This is a genomic window from Streptomyces sp. NPDC046985 (assembly GCF_040644415.1).
Classification (GTDB): Bacteria; Actinomycetota; Actinomycetes; order Streptomycetales; family Streptomycetaceae; genus Streptomyces.
Genome location: NZ_JBEYWK010000001.1, coordinates 173,750 through 196,732, shown reverse-complemented (window position 1 = coordinate 196,732; position 22,983 = coordinate 173,750). Strand labels below are relative to the sequence as shown.

Genomic DNA, 22,983 nt, shown 5'->3' with positions numbered 1-22,983 from the left:
AGCACGAGCCAACAAGGGGGCGCGTGCGGCCGTCCCAGGGCGCGCGCCACCGCCTTACGCGCCTCGGTGACGCGCGCCGCGAACTCCTGCCACGTCCCACGCGCCGCGAACTCCTGCCGCGTCCAAGGGATGCGCGCCGTCCCCCGGCTGGGCGACGCGCGCCGCGGGTTGTCCGCGCCTCAGCGAAGGCGGTTCAGGTACGCGAGCATCTCGTCGTGCAGCAGCCCGTTGGACGCGGCCGCGTTCCCGCCGTACGGGCCGGGGCGGCCGTCCAGGCCGGTGAAGGCGCCGCCCGCCTCGGTCACGATGATCGCGTTGGCGGCCATGTCCCACAGCGACAGCTCGGGCTCGGCGCAGAGGTCGACCGAGCCCTCGGCGACCATCATGTACGGCCAGAAGTCGCCGTACGCGCGGGTGCGCCACACCTGGCGGGTCAGGTCCAGGAAGCCGTTCAGCCGGCCCTGCTCCTCCCAGCCGCCGAGCGAGGAGTACGCGAAGGAGGCGTCCGGCAGGTCCGCGACGCTGGAGACGTGCAGCCGGGACGCCCGCGACAGGCTCCGCCCGCTGAACGCGCCGTGCCCCTTCGCGGCCCACCAGCGCCGCCCGAGCGCGGGCGCGGACACGACTCCGACGACGGGATGGAAGCCGCCCTCGCCGGCCTCCGTCAGCGAGATGAGCGTGGCCCAGACGGGCACGCCGCGCACGTAGTTCTTGGTGCCGTCGATCGGGTCGACGACCCAGCGGCGCGGACCGGTGCCCTCGGCGCCGTACTCCTCGCCGAGGACGGCGTCCCGCGGCCGGGCGCGCTGCAACTGGCTCCGGATCAGCTCTTCGGCCGCCTTGTCCGCTTCGCTGACCGGCGTCATGTCCGGCTTCGTCTCCACCTTCAGGTCGAGGGCCTTGAAGCGGTCCATGGTGACGGCGTCGGCCGCGTCCGCGAGAACGTGGGCCAGGCGCAGATCATCGAGATAGTCCGGCATATACGGCACGTTATCGGCCTGCGGCGACACGGGTCCACAAGGCGCGGCGGCGCGCGCCGGACCCCACGGCCGCGCAGCCGGACCCAGAGGCGCGCTCGCCGGACGGGCGGCCGGGAGCGCGCGGCCAGCGCGCGTACAAGGCGCGTACGGTACGCGGCGCGCTCCAGGTGCGCCGCGCACCCTTGACAGTGCTCCCGCCCCCGTCAAATCTAAGCGCACTGTCGCTCGCCCCCGGGAGACGATGATGCCGTTAGCGCGCGATTCCCTGCTCGACGCCGCCCACGCGGCGCTGGCGCGCCGGCCGTGGTCCGCGGTGCGGATGGTCGAGGTGGCGGCGGCGGCCGGGGTGTCCCGGCAGACGCTCTACAACGAGTTCGGCAGCAAGGACGGTCTGGCGCGGGCGCTGGTCCGGCGGGCGGCGGAGGGCTATCTCGCCGGGGCCGACCGCGCCCTGGCCACCACCGCCGACCCGAGCGAGCGGCTGGTCGCCGCCGCCGAATGGACCGCGTCGGCCGCCCGGGAGAACCCGCTGGTGAAGGCCATGCTGACCGGGTGCTGGAGCGAGCGGCTGCCCGCGCCGGGACTGTCCGCAGTCCGCTCCGCCTCCCCCGTCCCGGCGCAGCGCCGGGACGACGGCGCCCTGCCCTCGCCCGGCGACTTCCTGGCGATCGTCCGCGACCGCGCCGTGGCGGTCCTGGCCCCGCCCGGCCCGCCCCCGGCGGACCCCGCGGAGCTGGCCGCCGTCTGCGAACTGGTGATGCGCCTCGCGCTGTCCTGCGTGACGGCGCCGCCGGACGAGGGCGCCGTGGCCGATCTGGTGCGCGGCACACTGCACCGGCAGCGCCCGCACCTGGTCTGAGTCCGTGGGAACGGGCAGGACCGGCGGAGCCGGACGCCTGCCCGGCGGCGGCTCAGTGGGCCGACCCCGACACCTGCAACCCGATCACGCCGACGATGACGAAGCTGATCGACACGAGCTTCAGCACGGACACCAGGTCGCCGAGGAAGACCATGCCGTAGATCGCCGTGCCCGCCGCCCCGATGCCGGTCCACACCGCGTACGCCGGGCCCACGTCGAGCTTGCGCAGCGAGAGGGTGAGCAGTCCGAAGCTGCCGAGGGCGAAGCAGGCGAAGGCGACGGTCGGCCAGAGCCGGGTGAAGCCGTGCGACAGCTTCAGGCACACCGCGAAGCCGGTCTCCAGCAGTCCCGCGACGATGACCAGCAGCCACGCCATGTGCCGTCCTTCCGTGTGTCCGCGTCCCGCGACCGCCGCGCCCCGTGATCGACGTCCCGCCGTCCGCCCGCCGTCGGCCCAGGGGGCGGGGGCCGCTCGCCGGGACCCCGGGCGATTATGCACGTGCGTGATCGCCGCGGACACGCACAACGCGGAGATCGCCGGGTCAGTCGCCCTCCGTGCGCTCCCGGGTGGCCAGCAGCCGGCGCAGCGAGTACAGCCGGGCCGGGTCCGCGTGGCCCTCGGCGACCCACGCGTCCAGCGCGCAGTCCGGCTCGTCGTGGCTGCACGCGCGCGGGCAGCCCTCCGTGCCCGGTTCCAGGTCGGGGAAGGCGTGGATGACCCGGGAGGGGTCGATGTGGGCCAGCCCGAAGGACCGCACGCCCGGGGTGTCGACGACCCAGCCCGTGCCGTCCGCCAGCGGCAGCGCGAGCGCCGAGGTGGTGGTGTGCCGGCCCCGGCCGGTCACCGCGTTGACGTGCCCCGTCACCCGTCGGCGGTCCTCGGGCACCAGCGCGTTGACCAGCGTCGTCTTGCCGACGCCGGAGTGGCCCACGAACGCCGTGACCCTGCCGTCGAGCTGCGCGCGCACCCGGTCCGCCGCGTCCCCGCTGCGCAGCTCCTCGCGGTGGGTGACGACGTACGGGATGTCCAGCGCCCCGTACGACTCCAGCAGCTTCTCCGGCGAGGCCAGATCCGACTTGGTCAGGACGAGCAGCGGTTCCAGACCGCCGTCGTACGCGGCCACCAGGCAGCGGTCGATCAGCCGCGGGCGCGGCTCGGGATCGGCGAGCGCGGTCACGATGGCCAACTGGTCGGCGTTGGCCACGACCACCCGCTCGAAGGGGTCGTCGTCGTCCGCGGTGCGGCGCAGCACCGAGTCGCGCTCCTGGATGCGGACGATGCGCGCGAGGGTGTCCTTGGTCCCGGACAGATCGCCGACCAGGGCCACCCGGTCGCCCACGACGGCGGCCTTGCGGCCCAGTTCGCGGGCCTTCATCGCGGTGACCGTGCGCCCGTCGACCAGGCAGGTCAGCCGGCCGCGGTCGACGGTGAGCACCATGCCCTCGGCGGCGTCCTCGTGCTTGGGGCGGATGTGCGTGCGAGGCCGGTTGCCGCGCCGGTTGGGCCGGGCGCGGATGTCGTCCTCGTCGGTGTGCTTGCCGTAGCGGCGCATGACCTGTTTCCCCGCGCCCTACGCCCCGAGCATCCCGGTCCACAGCTCGGGGAAGTCCGGGAGGGTCTTCGCCGTCGTCGCCACGTTCTCGATCTGCACGCCCTCGACCGCCAGGCCGATGATCGCCCCGGCGGTCGCCATGCGGTGGTCGTCGTACGTGTGGAAGACGCCGCCGTGCAGTCGGCGGGGCTGGATGCGCAGGCCGTCGGCGGTCTCGGTCACGTCCCCGCCCAGCTCGTTGATCTCCTTGGTCAGCGCGGCCAGCCGGTCGGTCTCGTGCAGCCGCAGGTGGGCCACGCCGCGCAGGGTGGAGGGCGAGTCGGCGAGCGCGGCGACCGCGGCGACGCCCGGGGTCAGCTCCCCGACCTCGCTCAGGTCGACGTCGATGCCGTGCACGGCGCCGGAGCCGGAGAACGCCAGGCCGTACTCGCTCAGTTCGCAGGAACCGCCCATCTCGGTGAAGATCTCCCGCAGCCGGTCACCCGGCTGGGTGGTGTGCTCCGGCCAGTCCGGGATCACCACCTTGCCGCCGGTCACCAGGGCCGCCGCCAGAAACGGCTGCGCGTTGGACAGGTCCGGCTCCACGGTCAGGTCCCGGCCGAGCAGCGCGCCCGGCGTCACCCGCCACACGTCCGGCTCGCCGCCCGACTCCGGGGTGTCCACCGCCACGCCCACCGCGCGCAGCATGTCGACCGTCATCCGGATGTGCGGCGCCGACGGCAGCGCCGAGCCGACGTGCCGGACCTCGACGCCCTGGTTGAAGCGGGGTCCGGACAGCAGCAGGGCGCTGACGAACTGCGACGAGGAGGAGGCGTCGATCTCGACCGGTCCGCCGTCCAGGGCGCCGCCGCCGTGCACGGTCAGCGGCAGCGCGCCGCGGCCGTCGTCGTCGATCCGGGCGCCGAGGGCGCGCAGCGCGTCGATCACGCCGTGCAGCGGACGCTCGTAGGAGCGGGGGTCGCCGTCGAAGCGGATCGGGCCGTCGGCCAGCGTGGCCACCGGCGGCAGGAAGCGCATCACCGTCCCGGCGTTGCCGACGTCGACCGCGGCCGGACCGTGCAGGCCCGCCGGGATCACCCGCCACGCCTCGCCGGAAGCACGGGTTCCGGGGGCGTGGGACGTGAAGGACGCCGACGAGGGTGAGGACAGCGAGGGCTGCGACGACAACAAGGCCGGCGAGGACGCGGAGGACACCGTCTCCTCGATGCCCACGCCCATCGCCCGCAGGGCGGCCGCCATCAGCAGGGTGTCGCGCGAGCGCAGCGGGCGGCGCAGCCAGCCCGGCTCGGAGGCGAGGGCGGCGAGCACCAAGGCGCGGTTGGTGACCGATTTCGACCCGGGCACGTGGACGGTCGCGTCGACCGCGCCGCTCGCGTACGGGGCGGGCCAGAGGGCGGTGTGCGCGGGGTTCGGGGCCATGGGCCCACTCTATAAGGCCCCCGGGCGGCGGGCCCCGGCTCGGGCCGCGCGCCGCCGCCCCCGCCGACCGTGGCGCGACGGGAGCGGCGTCGCGCGTCGCTACGGGCCTCACCGCCGTGTCGTGGCGGCTTCACCGCCGTGGCGCGGCGGGGCCTCACCGTTCCAGACGGGCCTCACCGCCGTGGCGTGGCGGCGCCTCACCGTTCCAGCAGCCACCGCCCGCCGCCCATCAGCGAGCACAGCGACACCGCGTGGAACAGGAACAGCCACAGGCCCGCCGGGACGTGGGTGAGCCGCGAGAGCTGGTCCGCGTCCGAGTCGCCGGCCCCTCCGCGGAACCGCTTGGCCTGGAGCTCGAAGGCCGGCCGCACCCCGCCGAGCAGCAGGAACCACACGACCGCATACGCGAACGCGGCCTGCACCTGGGGCCCGGTCAGCCAGGACACCAGGAGGAACGTGCCGCCGGTGAGGACCACGGTCAGCGCCCCGTAGGCGTTGCGGATCATCACCAGCATGGCCAGCAGCAGCGCCGTCGCCGCCCACAGCAGCAGCGTGATGCGCCCCGCGGCCAGCAGGGCGGCGCCGCCCAGGCCGAGCAGCGGGGGAGCGGTGTAGCCGGCCGCCGCGGTGAGGATCATGCCGAGGCCGTACGGCTTGCCGCGGCTCACCGTCAGGCCGCTGGTGTCGGAGTGCAGGCGTATGCCGGTCAGACTGCGGCCGGTGAGCAGGGCCACCAGGCCGTGGCCTCCCTCGTGGGCGATGGTCACGGCGTTGCGGGAGAGGCGCCACACCGGGTGCGGCACGACGACGGCGAGGGCGGCGACCGCGGTGGCGACCACCACCCACAGGTCGGGGCCGGACTGGGCGCCCACGAGGCGGTCCCAGAGGTTGGGCAGCGCGGTGGCGGCGATGCTGGCCATATTTTCCGGGTCGCTCCTTGTGCGTGGACGGAGTCTGGCAGTGTGGCACGCATGTGCGGACGGTATGCGGCCAGTAGGAGTCCAGAAGATCTCGCGGGCGTCTTCGGGATAGAGCGGTGGGCGCCCGACGAGCCTGCCGAGTCCGCAGGGGACGCAGAAGCCGCGGAGGACGGCGGGGACCGCGCCGAGCAAGGCCGCGTCGACCAGGCTGACCACAGCGGCCATGCCGACGACGCCGACCACAGCGGCCATGCCGATCACGCCGACAACGCCGATCACGCCGACTACAACGTGGCCCCGACCAAAGAGGTCTACGTCGTCCTGGACCGTCCCTTGAGGGACGCCCCGGACCCGCGGCCGGTCCGCCAGCTCCGCACGGTCAAGTGGGGACTGGTGCCCTCCTGGGCGAAGTCGCCCGAGGGCGCCGCCCGGTTGATCAACGCACGGGCGGAGACCGTGCACGAGAAGCCGTCGTACCGGCGCGCCTTCGCCGCGCGGCGCTGCATCGTGCCCGCCGACGGCTACTACGAATGGGTCACCGGCGCCCAGGAGCGCGAGCTGGAGGCCGAGGGCAAGCGCAAGCGTCCGCGCAAGCAGCCGTACTTCGTGACGCCCGCCGACGGGTCGGTGTTCGCGATGGCCGGGCTCTACGAGTTCTGGCGGGACCGCACGCTGCCCGACGACCACCCGCGGGCGTGGTGGGCGACCTGCTCGGTGATCACCACGGAGGCGGAGCAGACACCGCTGGCCGTCGCCCCGGCCGAGGGACCGCGCTCGCTGGCCGACATCCACCCCCGGATGCCGCTGATGCTCACCCCCGACCGCTGGGACGCCTGGCTGGACCCGAGCCGCACGGACCCCGAGGAGGCGCGCGGTCTGCTGGCCCCGCCGCCCGCCGGACTGATGCGCGCCTACCCGGTGTCCACCGCCGTCAGCAACGTCCGCAACAACGGCCCGGAGCTGGTGAAGGAGCTGGCCGCACCGGAAGAGGGCACACTCTTCTGACGTGAGCGAGAGCGAGAGCGTCGAGACTCCCGCGGGCCCGGCCCGCATCACCTGGCGCCGGGCCTCGCGGGCGCGGCTGGTCCTCGCCGTGAGCCACGGCGCGGGGGGCGGCGTCGAGGCGCGGGACCTGCACGCGCTCGCCCGGGTGCTGCCCGGCCGCGGGGTCAGCGTGGCGCTCGTCGAGCAGCCCTGGCGGGTGGCCGGCAAGAAGGTGGCGCCCGCCCCGAAGACGCTGGACGTCGGCTGGCGCGCGATCTGGCCCGCGCTCGCCGCGGCAGGGGCGCCGGTCGTCTCCGGCGGCCGCAGCGCCGGTGCGCGCGTCGCCTGCCGCACGGCGGCCGAGCTGGGCGCGCACGCCGTGCTGGCGCTCAGCTTCCCGCTGCACCCGCCGGGCAGGCCGGAGAAGTCCCGCGCCGCGGAACTGCTCGGGGCCGGGGCGCCCACCCTGGTCGTACAGGGCGCGAACGACCCGTTCGGCAGGCCGCACGAGTTCCCCGAGGGGCCCTACGAGATGGTGGAGATCCCCGACGCCGACCACGGCTTCGCCGTGCCGAAGCGCGCGGAGACCACCCAGGAGCAGGCCCTCGACCTCCTCGCCGAGGGCGTCGCCCGGTGGCTCGCGTCGATCGAGCCGCGCGACTGAGCCTGGCGGCACGGCTGAGCCTGGCGGCAAGGCTGGGCCTCGGGGCACGGCTGAGCACCGGCACGCGGACGAGCACCAGCATGCGGCCACCCCCCCCCAAGCCACCTCGCGCCGGAAATGACGGCGCCCCATCGCGCCCCCTCCCGCCCCGGGAATGACGGCGTCCCACCCCGCCCCGCCCCGGGAATGCAACGCCGTCGCGCACTGTTAAGCCCCATGTGAGTGCCGGTCACCCGCAGCGGCGTCCCCGCACGGGCCGTCACAGCAGTCATAAGCAGTCGCAAGCAGTCGGAAGCCGTCGGAAGTAGGGAGTCCGCCGCATGGGTTCGATCATCTGCCCGAACCGCAGCAGCCGCGCTGACCTGGAGTGGTCGGTGCTGCACGCGGCCAGGACCGCCCCTGTTCGGGCGGCGGGCGGACCGGATCGTCGTCTATCCTCCGAAACGAGTGGGGCCGCGTTCGGGGCCACGCCGTCGCTTGAGGAGGTGGGTCCGGTTCCCGGTACCGACGCAGGGACCGACAACGGCCAGGCGGAGCTGCCCGAGGGCCGGGGCGCGGGCGCGTCCACGGAGACGACCGCGCAGCGCAGCGCCCGCTTCGAGCGGGACGCGCTGGAGTTCCTCGACCAGATGTACTCGGCCGCGCTGCGCATGACGCGCAACCCGGCCGACGCCGAGGACCTGGTGCAGGAGACCTACGCCAAGGCGTACGCGTCCTTCCACCAGTTCCGCGAGGGCACCAACCTCAAGGCGTGGCTGTACCGCATCCTCACCAACACCTTCATCAACTCCTACCGCAAGAAGCAGCGCGAGCCGCAGCGCTCCGCCGCGGAGGAGATCGAGGACTGGCAGCTCGCCCGCGCCGAGTCGCACATGTCGACCGGCCTGCGCTCCGCCGAGTCGCAGGCGCTCGACCACCTGCCCGACTCGGACGTGAAGACGGCGCTCCAGACGATCCCCGAGGAGTTCCGCATCGCCGTCTACCTGGCGGACGTCGAGGGCTTTGCCTACAAGGAGATCGCGGACATCATGGGGACACCCATCGGCACGGTGATGTCGCGGCTGCACCGGGGCCGCCGCCAGTTGCGCGGCATGCTGGAGGACTACGCCCGTGAGCGCGGACTGGTCCCGGCCGGCGTCGGAGAGTCGGACGAAGCGAAAGGCTCGGGCTCATGAGCTGCGGAGACCCGCACGAGACGGACTGCAGTGAAGTACTCGACCATCTGTACGAGTTCCTCGACAGCGAAGTGCCGGCCGTCGACCGCGACAAGTTTCAGCACCACTTCGAGGAATGCTCCCCGTGCCTGGAGAAGTACGGCCTGGAGCAGGCCGTGAAGAAGCTGGTCAAGCGGTGCTGCGGCCATGACGACGTGCCCGCCGACCTGCGCGCCAAGGTGCTGGGCCGGCTCGACCTGATCCGCTCCGGGCAGCCGATCCCCGAGCGTGACGTCACCGTCGCCGAGACCCCGGTGACCACCCAGGAGTCCTGACCGGCTTCTCCCGGCCCGGCTCCCTCTGTTCGGCCGACCCGCCCCGCCGTTCGCTCTGACCTCGGCTTCCGGCGCCGCGCCGCCGCGACCGGACCGGCATCACCCGTTCGGGCGTATGCAGGTGACGCCGCCCCCGCGCCCACTCCTCTCCCTACCGGAGGCGGCTTCCCGCTGCCGCCTCCGGTGCGCTCGCCTCCGCCGCGGCCGGTGACCGCGCTCCGGAGGCGGCCGCGTCACCGGCCCGATGCGGTCGACGGCGCGTCTGACCTTGCCCGTCACGGGGTAACCCACGGGTAATGAGCGCCCTCGAAGACCTACGTGGTTGGATGCGAAGGAAAGGAAAGGGTGTCCGGGGGCAGACGCCAGCCCATACGACGGAACCGGCAGGCGGGAATCGTGAGGATCTTCGGCAAGGGACGGCACCGGCCCTCCCCCTCGTGGCGGCAGGCCACCGACCGCGCGTTCACGCTGATCGGCGACGGACGGTACGAGGACGCGGGCGCGCTCCTGACGCGCGCCGCCGACCTGGAGCCGTGGCTGTCGGAGTCCTGGTTCAACCTGGCCCTGCTGCACAAGTTCCGGCATGACTGGGAGCAGGCCAGGACGGCCGGGCTGCGGGCCGTGGCCCTGCTGGAGAAGGAGAACGGGGCGCCCGACTGGTGGAACGTGGGCATCGCCGCCACAGCCCTCCAGGACTGGCCGCTGGCCCGCCGCGCCTGGCAGGCGTACGGCCTGAAGGTGCCGGGCGGCGCGACCGCGGCCGGAGAGCCGGTGGGCATGGAACTGGGCAGCGCGGCCGTGCGGCTGTCGCCGGAGGGCGAGGCCGAGGTCGTCTGGGGCAGGCGTCTGGACCCGGCCCGCATCGAGGTGCTGTCCATCCCGCTGCCCTCCTCCGGGCGGCGCTGGGGCGAGGTCGTCCTGCACGACGGGGTGCCCCATGGCGAGCGGACCACCGCGGCCGGGCACAGCTACCCGGTCTTCGACGAGATCGAACTGTGGGCCCCCTCGCCCGTGCCGACCTGGGTGGTCCTGCTGGAGGCCGCCACCGAGGCCGACCGGGACGCCCTGGAACAGCTCGCCGCCGACGCGGGCTTCGCCGCCGAGGACTGGTCGTCCTCCGTGCGGCTGCTGTGCCGGACCTGCTCGGAGTCGCGGATGCCGTCCGACGAGGGCGACGGCGTGCACCTGGACCCGCACGACCACAGCGAGCCGGGACACCCCGGGCCGCTGGGCCACCGCACCGACGGGCAGCTCTGGGCGCCCGAGCGGGAGTGCGGGGTGGCGGCGCCGGCCTCGCTGGTCCGCGGGCTGCTGGACGGCTGGGTCGCGGACAGCCCGGACTCGCGGGACTGGCGGGACCTGGAGGAGGTCTGCTGACCCTCGCGCGCACCGGCGGCGTCCTCCGGTCCGCTTAGGCTGTTCCCCGCACAATCTCTCAGGCTTGCAGGAAGGCGTACGTCGGTCATGGCGCAGCAGGACACCGATCAGCAGCAGGCGGGCGTGCTCCCCGTCGACGACGAGGGCTACGTCGTCGACACGGGGGACTGCGAGGAGCGCGAGGCGGCCTGGCGCGGGCGCGGCGCCTCGCGGCCGATCACCGTGGTCGGCAACCCCGTGCTGCACAAGGAGTGCGAGGACGTCACCGAGTTCGGCGACGAACTCCGGCGACTGGTGGCCGACATGTTCGCGAGCCAGCGCACCGCCGAGGGCGTCGGCCTGGCCGCCAACCAGATCGGCGTCGACCGGAAGGTCTTCGTCTACGACTGCCCGGACGACGACGGGGTCCGGCACGTCGGCGTGGTCTGCAACCCCCGGCTGGCCGAGCTGCCGGCGGACCGGCGCCGCCTGGACGACAGCAACGAGGGCTGCCTGTCCGTGCCGGCCGCCTACGCGCCGCTCGCCCGGCCCGACTACGCCGAGGTGACCGGCCAGGACGAGCGGGGCAACCCGATCCGGGTCCGCGGCACGGGCTACTTCGCGCGCTGCCTCCAGCACGAGACCGACCACCTCTACGGCTCCCTCTACATCGACCGGCTCTCCAAGCGCGAGCGCAAGGAGGCGCTGCGCCAGATGGCCGAGAACGAGCCGCGCTACCCCGTCGTCGCCAACGACTGAAGGCCGCTCGGCCACAGGCGCGCGAGCGTCCCTCGCGCGCGGCGCGCGTCCTGCCTCCACGGCGCCCGACCGGACCCCCGGTCGGGCGCCGTCGTGGTTCCCGCACCCGTTCCCGCACACGTGTCCGCACCCCTTTCCGTACACGTGTGCGGGTCGTTCGATCCCTTCCGCGTCCCGACTGATCCGCCGCGGTCGCGGCGGTGGAAATTTTCGGCATCCAAGGTGTCGAGTGGGCCAAATGCGTTCCCAAATAGGTCAGTTGTGGTGCTGAATGGAAGTGCGGGGATACGCGACGGCGTGCGCCGGACACAGCGGAGCGGCGAGCGGCGCCGGGGCTGAGAGGGGTTGTTCGTGCCAGGTTTCCCACACCGCACCACACCGGCTTTCCCAGACCGCACCACACCCACGTCGACGGCGGCCGCCGTGCCGCCCTCACTCGCACTCCCGGTGATCGAGGCCACGTTTCCCCGGCGACTGCACGCCTATTGGCCCAGGCTCCAGGAGGAGACCCGCCGCTGGCTGCGGGAATGGCGGCTCATGCCGGCGGACAAGGTCCAGCAGCACGCCGACGGCCTCCGCTACACCGACCTCATGGCGGGGTACTACCTCGGCGCCCCGGACGAGGTGCTCCAGGCCATCGCGGACTACAGCGCCTGGTTCTTCGTCTGGGACGACCGGCACGACCGTGACATCGTGCACGGCCGGCCGCACGCCTGGCGGCGGCTGCGGCACGCGCTGCACGCGGCGCTCGACGCGCCCCGGGACCACCTGCGCCACCAGGACGCCTTGGTCGCGGCCTTCGCCGACAGCGTGCTGCGGCTGTTCTCATTCCTGCCGGCGACCTGGAACGCGCGCTTCGCCCGGCACTTCCACGCGGTGATCGAGGCGTACGACCGGGAGTTCCGCAACCGCACCGAGGGCGTGGTGCCCCCGGTCGAGGAGTACCTCGCGCTGCGCCGGCTCACGTTCGCGCACTCCATCTGGACCGACCTGCTGGAGCCCAGCGCGGGCCGCGAACTCCCCGACGCCGTGCGCACGCACCCCGCCTACCGGCGCCCCGCGCTGCTCAGCCAGGAATTCGCCGCCTGGTACAACGACCTCTGCTCGCTGCCCAAGGAAATAGCCGGAAAAGAAGTCCACAACCTGGGGATAAGTCTCGTCCGGCACCAGGGAATGACCCTGGACGAAGCGGTGGCGGACATTCGCCGCCGGGTCGAGGAATGCATTTCCGATTTCCTCGTCGCGGAGCAGGAGGCGTTACGGTTCGCCGACGGTCTGGCGGACGGCACGGTGTGCGGAAAGGAACTCAGCGCCGCCGTGCTGGCCTGCGTCGGGAATATGCGCAACTGGTTCAGTTCCGTGTACTGGTTCCACCACGAGTCCGGCCGGTACATGGTCGAGAGCTGGGACGACCGGTCCACGCCCCCTTACGTCGACAACGCAGCGGAAGGTGAGAAATGACCGTCGAGTCGGTGCAGCCCGAGACCCCCTCCGGGACAGCGGCGGACCTGGGCCGGCCCCCGGTGGCCGGAGGCGCCGTGCCCTTCCTCGGCCACGGCCTGAAACTGGCCCGCGACCCCCTGGCCTTCCTGGCCCAGCTCCGGGACCACGGCGACGTCGTCCGGCTCCGGCTCGGCCCGAAGACGGTGTACGCCGTCACCGCGCCGCACCTCACCGGCGAGCTGGCGCTCAGCCCCGACTACATCATCGCCGGCCCGCTGTGGGAGTCGCTGGAGAGCCTGCTCGGCAAGGAGGGCGTGGCCACCGCCAACGGCCCGCTGCACCGGCGCCAGCGGCGCACCGTCCAGCCCGCCTTCCGGCTCGATGTGATCCCCGAGTACGGGCCGATCATGGCCGAGGAGGCGCACGCGCTGGTGCGGCGCTGGAGCGCGGGCGAGGTCCTCGACGTCACCGCGGAGTCCTTCCGCGTGGCCGTCCGCGTGGCCGCCCGGTGCCTGATGCGCGGCAGCTACATGGACGCCCGCGCCGAGCGCATCTGCGCCGCGCTCGCCACCCTCTTCAGCGGCATGTACCAGCGCATGGTCGTCCCCCTCGGGCCGCTTTACCGCATACCGGTGCCGAGCAACCGCGAATTCAACCGGGCGCTGGCCGATTTGCATCTTCTGGTCGACGAGATCGTCGCCGACCGCCGGGCGAGCGGTCAGAAACCGGACGACTTGCTGACGGCTTTGCTGGAGGCGAAGGACGAGAATGGCGAGCCCATCGGGGAACAGGAGATCCACGACCAGGTCATCGCGATCCTCACACCGGGCAGCGAAACCGTCGGCTCCATGGTCATGTCGCTGCTCCTCGTTCTCACCGATCACCCGCATCTCGGAGACCGGATCCGCGACGAGGTGGAAAACGTCGTGGGCGACCGCCCGATCGCATTCGACGACGTCCGAAAACTGACGTATACCACCCGTGTCATCGTCGAGACGATGCGGCTGTACCCGGCCGTCTGGATCCTCACCCGCCGCACGGTGGCCGACACCGAACTCGGCGGATACCGCATACCCGCCGGCGCCGACGTCATCTACAGCCCCTACGCCGTCCAGCGCGACCACCGCTCCTACCCGCGGCACGAGGAGTTCGACCCCGACCGCTGGCTCCCGGAACGGGCCAAGGAGGTCCCCAAGCACGCGATGAGCCCGTTCAGCGTGGGCAACCGCAAGTGCCCGAGCGACCACTTCTCGATGGCCGAGCTGACGCTGATCACCGCCGCCCTCGCCGCCGCCTACCGCTTCGAGCAGGCCCCCGGCTCCGATCCCAGGCCGCGGATCGGCATCACGCTGCGCCCGCGCCGTCTGATGCTGCGCGCCCTGCCCCGCTGACCGGACCGGCGGGCGGCGGACCGCGCGTTCGGGGGCGACGAAGCCCCTGAACGCGCGGCCGCGGGCGCCCGGAGTCTCAGAAGTCCTCGTCCAGGTCGACGCTGCCCTCCACCGCCACCTGGTACGCCGACGGGCGGCGCTCGAAGAAGTTCGTCAGCTCCTGAACCCCCTGCAACTCCATGAAGGAGAACGGGTTCTCCGATCCGTACACGGGGGCGAAGCCGAGGCGCGTCAGACGCTGGTCGGCGACGCACTCCAGGTACTGCCGCATCGACTCGGCGTTCATCCCGGGCAGGCCGTCCCCGCACAGGTCGCGCGCGAACTGGAGCTCGGCCTCGACGGCCTCCCGCAGCATGTCCGTGACCTGCTCCCGGAGCCGGTCGTCGAACAGCTCCGGCTCCTCCTCGCGGACGGTGTCCACCACGTCGAAGGCGAACGACATGTGCATCGTCTCGTCGCGGAAGACCCAGTTGGTGCCGGTGGCCAGGCCGTGCAGCAGGCCGCGGCCGCGGAACCAGTACACATAGGCGAAGGCGCCGTAGAAGAACAGTCCCTCGATGCACGCGGCGAAGCAGATCAGGTTGAGCAGGAAGCGGCGGCGGTCCGCCGCGGTCTCCAGCCGGTCCAGCTTCTCGACCGAGTCCATCCAGCGGAAGCAGAACTCGGCCTTCTCGCGGATGGAGGGGATGTTCTCCACGGCCGCGAAGGCCGCCGCGCGGTCCTCCGGGTCGGGCAGGTAGGTGTCCAGCAGCGTCAGATAGAACTGGACGTGCACGGCCTCCTCGAACAACTGGCGCGACAGGTACAGGCGCGCCTCGGGGGAGTTGACGTGCTTGTACAGCGTCAGCACCAGGTTGTTGGCCACGATCGAGTCGCCGGTGGCGAAGAACGCCACCAGCCGGCCGATCAGGTGCTGCTCGCCGGCGCTGAGCTTGGCGAGGTCGGCGACGTCCGAGTGGAGGTCGACCTCCTCCACGGTCCAGGTGTTCCGGACGGCGTCCCGGTAGCGCTCGTAGAAGCCGGGGTAGCGCATCGGGCGCAGCGTCAGTTCGAAGCCCGGGTCGAGGAGGTTCCGGCGTCGGTCGGTGCTGGTCGTCACTGGCATGCCTCGCAGGACTCGGGGTTCTCAAGGGAGCAGGCGACGGCCTCGGGGTCGGCCGTCTGCTGGGCCGGGATCGGGGCCTGGGCCCGCGCCTGGCCGCCCGCGGCGCGGGCGATGCGGGTCGCCGGGCGCGACCGCAGGTAGTACGTCGTCTTCAGGCCCTGCTTCCAGGCGTAGGCGTACATCGAGGAGAGCTTGCCGATGGTCGGCGTCTCCATGAACAGGTTCAGCGACTGCGCCTGGTCCAGGTACGGGGTGCGCGCCGCGGCCATGTCGATCAGGCCGCGCTGCGGGATCTCCCAGGCCGTGCGGTACAGCGCCCGCACCTCGGCCGGGATCCAGGCGAAGTCCTGCACCGAGCCGCTCGCCTCCCGCAGCGCCTCGCGGGTGCGGGCGTCCCAGACGCCCAGCGCCTTCAGGTCGTTCACCAGGTAGGAGTTGACCTGGAGGAACTCGCCGGACAGGGTCTCGCGCTTGAACAGGTTGGACACCTGCGGCTCGATGCACTCGTACGCGCCCGCGAGGGACGCGATGGTCGCGGTCGGCGCGATGGCAAGCAGCAGGGAGTTGCGCAGGCCGGTCGCGGCGACGCGGGCGCGCAGCGCCGCCCACCGCTGCGGCCAGGCCGGCTCGACGCCGTAGTGGTCGGGGTGCAGCACGCCGCGTGCGGTGCGGGTCTCCTCCCAGGCCGGCAGCGGGCCGCTGCGCTCGGCCAGGCCGGCGGACGCCTCGTAGGCGGCGAGCATGATCCGCTCGGCGATCCTGGTGGACAGCGCCTTCGCCTCCGGGGAGTCGAAGGGCAGCCGCAGCTTGAAGAAGACGTCCTGGAGGCCCATGGCGCCCAGACCGACCGGCCGCCAGCGGGCGTTGGAGCGCCCGGCCTGCTCGGTCGGGTAGAAGTTGACGTCGACCACGCGGTCCAGGAAGGTCACGGCGGTGCGGACCGCCTCGTCCAGCCGCGCCCAGTCGACGTCCCGGGAGGCGGCGTCGACGAAGGCGCCCAGGTTGACCGAGCCCAGGTTGCAGACCGCGGTCTCGCCGTCGTCGGTGACCTCCAGGATCTCCGTGCAGAGGTTCGAGGAGTGGACGACGCGGCCGGCCACGGCGGTCTGGTTGGCGGTGCGGTTGGCGGCGTCCTTGAAGGTCATCCAGCCGTTGCCGGTCTGCGCGAGGGTGCGCATCATGCGGCCGTACAGCTCCCGGGCGGGCATCGTCTTCTGCGCCAGCCCGGCCGCCTCGGCCCGGCGGTAGGCGGCGTCGAACTCCGCGCCCCACAGGTCGGTCAGCTCCGGCACGTCCGCGGGCGAGAACAGCGACCACTGCTCGTCGGCGCCGACCCGGCGCATGAACTCGTCCGGGATCCAGTGCGCCAGGTTGAGGTTGTGCGTGCGCCGGGCGTCCTCGCCGGTGTTGTCGCGCAGCTCCAGGAACTCCTCGACGTCGGAGTGCCAGGTCTCCAGGTAGACCGCCGCGGCGCCCTTGCGCCGGCCGCCCTGGTTGACGGCCGCCACCGAGGCGTCCAGCGTCTTCAGGAACGGCACGATGCCGTTGGAGTGCCCGTTGGTGCCGCGGATCAGCGAACCGCGGGCGCGGACGCGGGAGTAGGAGATGCCGATGCCGCCGGCGTGCTTGGAGAGGCGGGCGACCTGGTGGTAGCGCTCGTAGATGCTGTCCAGCTCGTCCAGCGGGGAGTCCAGCAGGTAGCAGGACGACATCTGGGGGTGCCGGGTGCCGGAGTTGAAGAGCGTGGGGGAGGAGGGCAGGTACTCCAGGCGGCTCATCAGGCCGTAGAGCGCGGCCGCCTCGTCGACGGAGCGGGCGGTGTCGTCCTCGGCGAGGCCGCTCGCGACCCGCAGCAGGAAGTGCTGGGGCGTCTCGATCACCTTGCGGGTGATCGGGTGCCGCAGCAGGTAGCGGCTGTACAGGGTGCGCAGGCCGAAGTAGCCGAAGCGGTCGTCGGCGCCCGGGTCGATCAGCGCGTCCAGGCGGTCGGCGTGCGCCTGGACGAACGCGGCGGTGCGGTCCGCGATCAGCCCCTCGCGGCGGCCCACGGCCACGGACCCGGTGAACGAGGCGACGCCCTGCGAGGCGGCCTCGGCGCGGAGGGACAGGGTCAGCAGCCGGGCGGCCAGCCGGGAGTAGGCGGGGTCCTCGGAGATGAGGCCGGCGGCCGCCTCGGTGGCGAGTTCCCGCAGTTCCGCCTCGTCGGCGCGGGCCGAACGGCCGCGCAGCGCGGCGGCGGCCACCCTGCTCGGGTCGGCGTCGGGGAGGTCGGCGGTCAGCTCGGTCAGGGTCCGCAGCAGCGCGGCGCCGGGACCTTCGGGCTCCAGGCCAACGGCTGAAGCCGGGTCGGCTGGCGCGATGGTCACGTGGGGCACTCCCTCGCTCGGCACGGAGCCTCGCCGAGGGCAGGGGGCAGTTCACGAGCGCACGACGGCGCCGCGCCCACCGGCCCATTCCACGAGGCCCGGACGTCGGACGCCCGGACCGGACGGCCGGGCGCGGCTGTCGGCAGGCGTTCGGACTGACGCGAGCACGCTCCGCCCAGGAGGACGGATGCGCACAAGTACACCGTTGCGGGACAGTTCCGGATTCGCACCGGATTCCCCTGCGGCGACAGCGAGCATGAGCATACATCTTGTGCCGGGCCGGAAAGCCACCCCCATATGTTGTGTCGCACCGGTTGCGGAGCGTGTCAGAGCGTCAACGCATAGGTGAGCAGCGCGATGTCGTCGCACTCCGGATCCGGGTTCCAGTCCCGCTCCGGCGTCCGGACGAACCCCAGGCGCTCGTAGATCCGGTGGGCGGCGGCCATGGTGCGCTGCGTGGACAGCACGACCCGGACGCAGTCCCCGGCGGTCCGCGCGCGGGCCACGCAGGCGCGCACCAGGGCCTCGCCGCAGCCCCGGCCGCGCGCCGCGTGCGCGACCGCGAGCATCCGTATCTCGGCCTCGCCGGGCCCCGCGATGTCCGCCATGGGGCCCCCGGACGGCACGAAGGCGACCCCGCCGAGCACCCGCCCGTCCGCCGCCGCCACGAGCACCTCGGCGTCGGCCGCCCGCGCGGCGACGTCCCTCAGCTCCGCGAGGTAGCCGTCGCTCTCCCCGAAGTCGAGCAGGCCGTCGCGCAGATACACCTGAGCGGTGATCTCGCCGAGGGCGCCGTACTCGCCGGGGTCGGCCGGCCGGATCGTGAAGTCCATGCCTCCGAGTGTCCCGCAGGGGTACGACAACGGGCCGCCGGCGAGTCGTCGGCGGCCCGTGCGGTGCGCGGGAGCGGCTTCCCCGGCGAGTGCGGGGATGCCTTCCCTAGTGCGCGGAGTCCGCGGTCGCCGGGGGCAGGTCCACCGCGACGCCGGGGTCCCCGGCGTCCGCCGTGTAGTCCTCCGGCGCCGTCTCGTCCACGCCCTCGGGCGCCTTGACCGCCCGGAGCACGAGGGTCAGCACCGCCGCGACCGCCGCGTTGAGCACGAACGCCGTCAGGCCGATGTAGCCGATCTCCCCGATGCCGGGGATCTCCTTGGCCGAGCCGCCGAAGTGCTTCTGCGTCGGCGAGGCGACCCCGTAGGCCGCCAGCGTGCCGTAGGCCATGCCGACCGCCCAGCCGGCCAGCAGCGCCCAGCGGTGGAACCACCGGGTGAACAGGCCGCCCACCAGGGCCGGGAAGGTCTGGAGGATCCAGATGCCGCCCAGGAGCTGGAAGTTGATGGCCACCGTCTTGTCCATGGTGAGGACGAAGACCAGCGCGCCCACCTTCACCAGCAGGGACACGATCTTGGAGACCCGGGTCTCCTCCCGCGCCGTGGCGTCCGGCCGGATGAAGTCCTTGTAGATGTTGCGGGTGAACAGGTTCGCGGCGGCGATCGACATGATGGCCGCCGGGACCAGCGCGCCGATGCCGATCGCCGCGAAGGCGACGCCCGCGAACCAGTCCGGGAACATGTCCTCGAAGAGCTGCGGAATGGCGAGCTGGCCGTTGGTCACCTTGACGCCCGCCGCGATGGCCATGAAGCCGAGCAGCGCGAGCAGTCCGAGCATCAGCGAGTACAGCGGCAGGATCGTGGTGTTGCGCCGGATCACCTCGCGGCTGCGCGAGGAGAGCGTCGCGGTGATCGAGTGCGGGTACATGAACAGCGCCAGCGCGGAGCCCAGGGCGAGCGTGGCGTACGTCCACTGGCCCGCCTCGGGCGGCACCAGGGCGCCCCGCGGCTTGCCGGTGAGGGGATTGGCGTGGCCGAGCGCGGCGGTCGCCTTGGCGAAGACGTCGTCGAACCCGCCCAGCTTGATCGGGATGTAGATGATCGCGACCGCGATGACGAGGTAGATGAGCGCGTCCTTCACGAACGCGATCAGCGCCGGAGCGCGCAGTCCCGAGGAGTAGGTGTAGGCGGCCAGCACGCCGAAGGCGATCAGCAGCGGCAGGTCCTTGCCGAACCCGCTGCCGCCGCCCACGCCCATCACGTCCAGCACCGCCTGGATGCCGACGAGCTGGAGGGCGATGTACGGCATGGTCGCCAGGATGCCGGTGAGCGCCACGGCCAGCGAGAGCCCCTTGGAGCCGAACCGGCCGCGCACGAAGTCCGAGGTCGTCACGTACCCGTGCCGGTGCGAGACCGACCACAGGCGGGGCAGGAACGTGAAGATCAGCGGGTAGACCAGGATCGTGTACGGCACCGCGAAGAACCCGGCCGCGCCGGTCGCGTAGACCGCCGCCGGGACGGCGACGAACGTGTACGCGGTGTACAGGTCGCCGCCGAGCAGGAACCAGGTGATCCAGGTGCCGAACGACCGGCCGCCCAGGCCCCACTCGTCCAGGCTGTGCTCGTTCTCGGCCCGCCGCCAGCGGGCGGCCACGAAGCCCAGGACGGTGACGAGCACGAAGAAGAAGAGGAAGACGCCGAGCGCGACGCCGTTGACGCCGTCCTTCATTCCGCGGCACCGCCCTTCGCGGGTGCGCCGGCGGCGCTCGCGGGAGCGCCCGCGGCGCCGCGGGCACGCTGGTCGCGCTGCCACAGCCGGTACGCGGTCACCGTCAGCACGGTGGACAGGGGCACCCACAGCACCTGGTACCAGTAGAAGAACGGGATGCCGATGAACGCGGGGCCGGTCCTGGCGTACGAACCCACCCACAGCATCGCCACGAAGGGCGCGGCGAGGCAGAGGCCGATGACGACCCGCACGGGTGTCACCGCCCCTCTGCCTACTCCTGGGGCATCTGACATGTGCGGCTCCGTCCCGTCGCTGCTCACCGGTGCAATGCGCAGGCAATGTAGGTCACGGCGAGCAGGGAACGGAACCCCTTGTCCGCACAACGGTTGACGACCTGTGAGCAGGATGGACGACAGTCGCTGTGCACGGTGGGCGGCCTCTGTGCATAAGGGACGGTCCGCGAGCACGGTTGACAGTCCGCGATCACGGTGGTCGGGCCGCGATCACGGCGGACGAGCCGAGGGACGGGGTCCGGCGCCCGTCAGTCCGCCGGGCGCTTGAGCCGCGCCACGAACTTGTAGCGGTCGCCGCGGTACACCGAGCGGACCCACTCCACCGGCCGCCCGGTGCGGTCCAGCGAGTGCCGGGAGAGCAGCAGCATCGGCAGGCCCACGTCGGTGCCGAGCAGGCCCGCCTCGCGCGGGGTGGCCAGCGAGGTCTCGATGGTCTCCTCGGCCTCGGCCAAGTGCACGTCGTAGACCTCGGCGAGAGCGGTGTAGAGGGAGGTGTACTTGACCAGGCTGCGGCGCAGCGCCGGGAAGCGCTTGGCCGACAGGTGCGTGGTCTCGATGGCCATGGGCTCGCCGTTGGCCATGCGCAGCCGCTCGATGCGCAGCACGCGTCCGCCGGCGGTGATGTCGAGCAGTTCCGCCAGCCCGTCGTCGGCGGTGATGTAGCCGATGTCCAGCAGTTGCGAGGTCGGCTCCAGGCCCTGGGCGCGCATGTCCTCGGTGTACGAGGTCAGTTGCAGCGCCTGGGAGACCTTGGGCTTGGCGACGAAGGTGCCCTTGCCCTGGATGCGCTCCAGGCGCCCTTCGACGACCAGCTCCTGGAGGGCCTGGCGCACGGTCGTGCGCGAGGTGTCGAACTCGGCCGCGAGCGTCCGCTCGGGCGGCACCGGCGTGCCGGGCGCCTGGGTCCGGGTGATGTCGAGCAGATGCTTCTTCAGACGGTAGTACTTGGGCACGCGCGCGGTACGGACGGTCGCCCCACTCTCGTTCTCCGCACTGCTGACGTCGGTGCTCATGCTCCGCCTTCCCGCTCCGGTGCCGAAGCGGCCGACGTCCGTCGGCCACGGCTCACATCGTGGCACGGCTTCCCGCGGCGGGCGGTGGCGCCCACGCTCCGTGATCTCCTCTGTATACCGCCGTGACCCGAGATGGTCTAGTCCATCGCCGTCCGGCGTCCCGGTGGTACACGTCAACCGGCCGTCGTGCGCCGGGAGATGACGGTGAGTGGTCCACTGGGGAGGGGGCGTTCGTTTGGCCGGATGAGCAATGAAAGGTCCCTGCATATCGCGGTCCCATAACGGACCCCCTGGGTCGCTCTGCACACCCTTGACAGCCCAAATGGTCTGGGCCAAGCTCCCGGTGCTGGTCTACACCATTGGTCCAGGTCCCGGCCCCATGGGCGGTGCGCAGACGCTCGGCCGTCGCTCAACCGCGGGGAGGCAGGGGGGTTTGGGGCATCCCTTGAGGAGGTTGGCGTGAAGCGCAAGCTGGTTGCCGCGATCGGTATCGCGGGCATGATGGTCTCCATCGCGGCGTGCGGGAGCAACGGCAAGGGCGGGGGCTCGGACAAGGGGGCGGACGCCAAGGAGCTGACCGTCTGGCTCACCGTCGACGCGCAGAACAACTGGCCCGAGCTGGTCAAGGCCGCCGACGACGCGGTGGCCAAGCAGCACCCCGGCCTGAAGATCAAGCACGAGTACTACGGCTGGCCGGACAAGAACACCAAGCTCGACGCGGTCCTCGCCACCGACAAGGTCCCCGACGTGGTCGAGATGGGCAACACCGAGATGCTCGGCTACATGGTCAAGGGCGCCTTCGCCCCCGTCGAGCCGGCGAAGTTCGACAGCTCCTCCGCCTGGCTGGACGGCCTCAAGGCGTCCGTGACCTACGACGGCAAGACCTACGGCGTCCCCTACTACGCGGGCGGCCGGGTCGCGAACTGGCGCAAGGACGTCTTCGCCGCGTCCGGCGTGAAGACGCCGCCGAAGACCTACCAGGAGCTGACCGCCGACCTGGACAAGGTGCAGAAGAAGCAGGGCGACAAGTTCAGCGCCTGGTACCAGCCCACCCGCGACTGGTACGCGGCCATGTCCTTCGTCTACGACGCCGGCGGCGCCATCGCCCAGAACCAGGGCGGCCAGTGGAAGGCCAGTCTGTCCTCGCCGGAGTCCCTCAAGGGCCTGAACGAGTTCAAGAAGGTCGTCGACTCGTACATGCACGGCGACAAGACCAAGGACGAGGCCGACCGCTACATCGTCTACGGCCAGGGCAAGTCCGGCATGATCTTCGGCGCCGCCTGGGAGGGCGCGACCGCGGCCGACCCCAAGAACGACAAGACCGGCAAGCTCAAGAACGACCTTGAGAACTTCGTGATGCCCGGTCCGTCCGGCAAGAACATGCCGGTGTTCCTGGGCGGCTCGGACCTCGCCGTGCCGGTGAAGTCCAAGGCCCAGGCGCTCGCCGCCGAGTGGATCAACGCCTTCACCGGGCCCTCCGGCCAGAAGGGGCTGATCGCCAAGGGCAACCTGCCCAACAACAAGACGGACCTCGCGACGCTGAAGAACGACCCGGCGACCGCCGTCCCGGCCACCGCGGCCGAGTCCAACTGGTTCGTCCCGATGGCGCCGGGCTGGGGCCAGGTCGAGAAGGCCCAGATCCTCCAGACCATGCTCCAGAGCATCGGCACCGGTAAGAAGTCGGTCGCGGACGCCGCAAAGGACGCGGACGCCGCGATCGACAAGGTCATCAACACCAAGTGACCCGGGCGCAGGGTCCCGCCGCCGGGCGGGGCCCTGCCGCACGCGCGGCCGCCCGGCGGGGCCCGGCGCCCGCGCGGCCGTGCCGGG

At 72.3% G+C, this 22,983-nt stretch carries 21 protein-coding genes and 1 riboswitch; of the genes, 10 read left to right on the top strand and 11 right to left on the bottom strand.

Features of this window, described 5'->3' with window-relative positions; translation table 11 throughout:
• Positions 1 to 179 precede the first annotated feature (179 nt).
• Positions 180 to 980: a histidinol-phosphatase gene (gene hisN / locus ABZ861_RS00880; protein WP_361621451.1), complete on the bottom strand. Its 801-nt coding sequence runs from the start codon at positions 978 to 980 to the stop codon at positions 180 to 182.
• A gap of 241 nt (positions 981 to 1,221) precedes the next feature.
• Between hisN and ABZ861_RS00875 the strand changes: the two genes are divergently transcribed.
• Complete coding sequence (locus ABZ861_RS00875; RefSeq protein WP_361621448.1) at positions 1,222 to 1,839, top strand: helix-turn-helix domain-containing protein; 618 nt, start codon at positions 1,222 to 1,224, stop codon at positions 1,837 to 1,839.
• Between the two features lie 52 nt (positions 1,840 to 1,891).
• Here ABZ861_RS00875 and ABZ861_RS00870 read toward each other — a convergent pair whose 3' ends face one another.
• The 4 genes from ABZ861_RS00870 to ABZ861_RS00855 all read right to left on the bottom strand — a co-directional run bounded on the left by ABZ861_RS00870 (position 1,892) and on the right by ABZ861_RS00855 (position 5,731).
• The gene (locus tag ABZ861_RS00870) at positions 1,892 to 2,215 is read right to left on the bottom strand and encodes a multidrug efflux SMR transporter (protein ID WP_361621445.1); all 324 of its coding nucleotides are present in this window, start codon (positions 2,213 to 2,215) and stop codon (positions 1,892 to 1,894) included.
• Positions 2,216 to 2,381: 166 nt separating this feature from the next.
• Complete coding sequence (rsgA, locus tag ABZ861_RS00865) at positions 2,382 to 3,392, bottom strand: ribosome small subunit-dependent GTPase A (RefSeq protein ID WP_361621442.1); 1,011 nt, start codon at positions 3,390 to 3,392, stop codon at positions 2,382 to 2,384.
• Positions 3,393 to 3,410: 18 nt separating this feature from the next.
• Positions 3,411 to 4,811: a 3-phosphoshikimate 1-carboxyvinyltransferase gene (aroA, locus tag ABZ861_RS00860; protein WP_361621439.1), complete on the bottom strand. Its 1,401-nt coding sequence runs from the start codon at positions 4,809 to 4,811 to the stop codon at positions 3,411 to 3,413.
• 197 nt (positions 4,812 to 5,008) lie between these two features.
• On the bottom strand, positions 5,009 to 5,731 hold the full coding sequence (locus ABZ861_RS00855) for a M50 family metallopeptidase (RefSeq protein ID WP_361621436.1): 723 nt from the start codon (positions 5,729 to 5,731) through the stop codon (positions 5,009 to 5,011).
• A gap of 51 nt (positions 5,732 to 5,782) precedes the next feature.
• Between ABZ861_RS00855 and ABZ861_RS00850 the strand changes: the two genes are divergently transcribed.
• The 8 genes from ABZ861_RS00850 to ABZ861_RS00815 all read left to right on the top strand — a co-directional run bounded on the left by ABZ861_RS00850 (position 5,783) and on the right by ABZ861_RS00815 (position 13,817).
• Complete coding sequence (locus tag ABZ861_RS00850; RefSeq protein WP_361621433.1) at positions 5,783 to 6,736, top strand: SOS response-associated peptidase; 954 nt, start codon at positions 5,783 to 5,785, stop codon at positions 6,734 to 6,736.
• Between the two features lies 1 nt (position 6,737).
• Positions 6,738 to 7,379 (top strand): alpha/beta family hydrolase, encoded by a 642-nt coding sequence (locus ABZ861_RS00845; RefSeq protein WP_361621430.1) that lies wholly within the window; start codon positions 6,738 to 6,740, stop codon positions 7,377 to 7,379.
• A gap of 485 nt (positions 7,380 to 7,864) precedes the next feature.
• Entirely contained in the window at positions 7,865 to 8,554 is a 690-nt protein-coding gene (locus ABZ861_RS00840) for a sigma-70 family RNA polymerase sigma factor (protein ID WP_361621427.1), read from the top strand.
• The gene (gene rsrA, locus ABZ861_RS00835) at positions 8,551 to 8,868 is read left to right on the top strand and encodes a mycothiol system anti-sigma-R factor (RefSeq protein WP_361621424.1); all 318 of its coding nucleotides are present in this window, start codon (positions 8,551 to 8,553) and stop codon (positions 8,866 to 8,868) included. Before ABZ861_RS00840 ends, rsrA begins: the two co-directional genes overlap by 4 nt.
• Positions 8,869 to 9,264: 396 nt before the next feature.
• Complete coding sequence (locus ABZ861_RS00830; protein WP_361621421.1) at positions 9,265 to 10,245, top strand: hypothetical protein; 981 nt, start codon at positions 9,265 to 9,267, stop codon at positions 10,243 to 10,245.
• A gap of 87 nt (positions 10,246 to 10,332) precedes the next feature.
• Entirely contained in the window at positions 10,333 to 10,983 is a 651-nt protein-coding gene (def, locus tag ABZ861_RS00825) for a peptide deformylase (RefSeq protein WP_361621418.1), read from the top strand.
• A 423-nt stretch (positions 10,984 to 11,406) separates the two neighbouring features.
• Positions 11,407 to 12,444: an epi-isozizaene synthase gene (gene cyc1, locus ABZ861_RS00820; RefSeq protein WP_361622414.1), complete on the top strand. Its 1,038-nt coding sequence runs from the start codon at positions 11,407 to 11,409 to the stop codon at positions 12,442 to 12,444.
• Positions 12,441 to 13,817, top strand: a complete 1,377-nt coding sequence (locus ABZ861_RS00815) for a cytochrome P450 (RefSeq protein WP_361621415.1) — start codon at positions 12,441 to 12,443, stop codon at positions 13,815 to 13,817. Before cyc1 ends, ABZ861_RS00815 begins: the two co-directional genes overlap by 4 nt.
• Before the next feature lie 76 nt (positions 13,818 to 13,893).
• Here ABZ861_RS00815 and ABZ861_RS00810 read toward each other — a convergent pair whose 3' ends face one another.
• The 6 genes from ABZ861_RS00810 to ABZ861_RS00785 all read right to left on the bottom strand — a co-directional run bounded on the left by ABZ861_RS00810 (position 13,894) and on the right by ABZ861_RS00785 (position 21,153).
• Positions 13,894 to 14,922, bottom strand: coding sequence for a ribonucleotide-diphosphate reductase subunit beta (locus ABZ861_RS00810; protein WP_361621412.1), 1,029 nt, complete (start codon positions 14,920 to 14,922; stop codon positions 13,894 to 13,896).
• Positions 14,913 to 17,288: a ribonucleoside-diphosphate reductase subunit alpha gene (locus tag ABZ861_RS00805; protein WP_361621409.1), complete on the bottom strand. Its 2,376-nt coding sequence runs from the start codon at positions 17,286 to 17,288 to the stop codon at positions 14,913 to 14,915. The genes ABZ861_RS00810 and ABZ861_RS00805 overlap by 10 nt, the downstream gene beginning before the upstream one ends.
• A 123-nt stretch (positions 17,289 to 17,411) precedes the next feature.
• Positions 17,412 to 17,587, bottom strand: a riboswitch (cobalamin riboswitch).
• Between the two features lie 27 nt (positions 17,588 to 17,614).
• The gene (locus ABZ861_RS00800) at positions 17,615 to 18,121 is read right to left on the bottom strand and encodes a GNAT family N-acetyltransferase (protein WP_361621406.1); all 507 of its coding nucleotides are present in this window, start codon (positions 18,119 to 18,121) and stop codon (positions 17,615 to 17,617) included.
• A gap of 106 nt (positions 18,122 to 18,227) precedes the next feature.
• Positions 18,228 to 19,847: a monocarboxylate uptake permease MctP gene (mctP, locus tag ABZ861_RS00795; protein WP_361621403.1), complete on the bottom strand. Its 1,620-nt coding sequence runs from the start codon at positions 19,845 to 19,847 to the stop codon at positions 18,228 to 18,230.
• A complete protein-coding gene (locus ABZ861_RS00790; RefSeq protein WP_361621400.1) occupies positions 19,844 to 20,140 on the bottom strand; it encodes a DUF3311 domain-containing protein in 297 nt (98 codons plus the stop codon). The genes mctP and ABZ861_RS00790 overlap by 4 nt, the downstream gene beginning before the upstream one ends.
• 248 nt (positions 20,141 to 20,388) lie before the next feature.
• Positions 20,389 to 21,153, bottom strand: a complete 765-nt coding sequence (locus ABZ861_RS00785; protein ID WP_361621397.1) for a GntR family transcriptional regulator — start codon at positions 21,151 to 21,153, stop codon at positions 20,389 to 20,391.
• Between the two features lie 459 nt (positions 21,154 to 21,612).
• On the opposite strand from ABZ861_RS00785, the gene ABZ861_RS00780 reads away from it, so the two are divergent.
• Positions 21,613 to 22,896 carry an extracellular solute-binding protein gene (locus ABZ861_RS00780; RefSeq protein WP_361621394.1) on the top strand — a complete coding sequence of 428 codons (1,284 nt, stop codon included), beginning with the start codon at positions 21,613 to 21,615 and terminating at the stop codon, positions 22,894 to 22,896.
• Positions 22,897 to 22,983 lie beyond the last annotated feature (87 nt).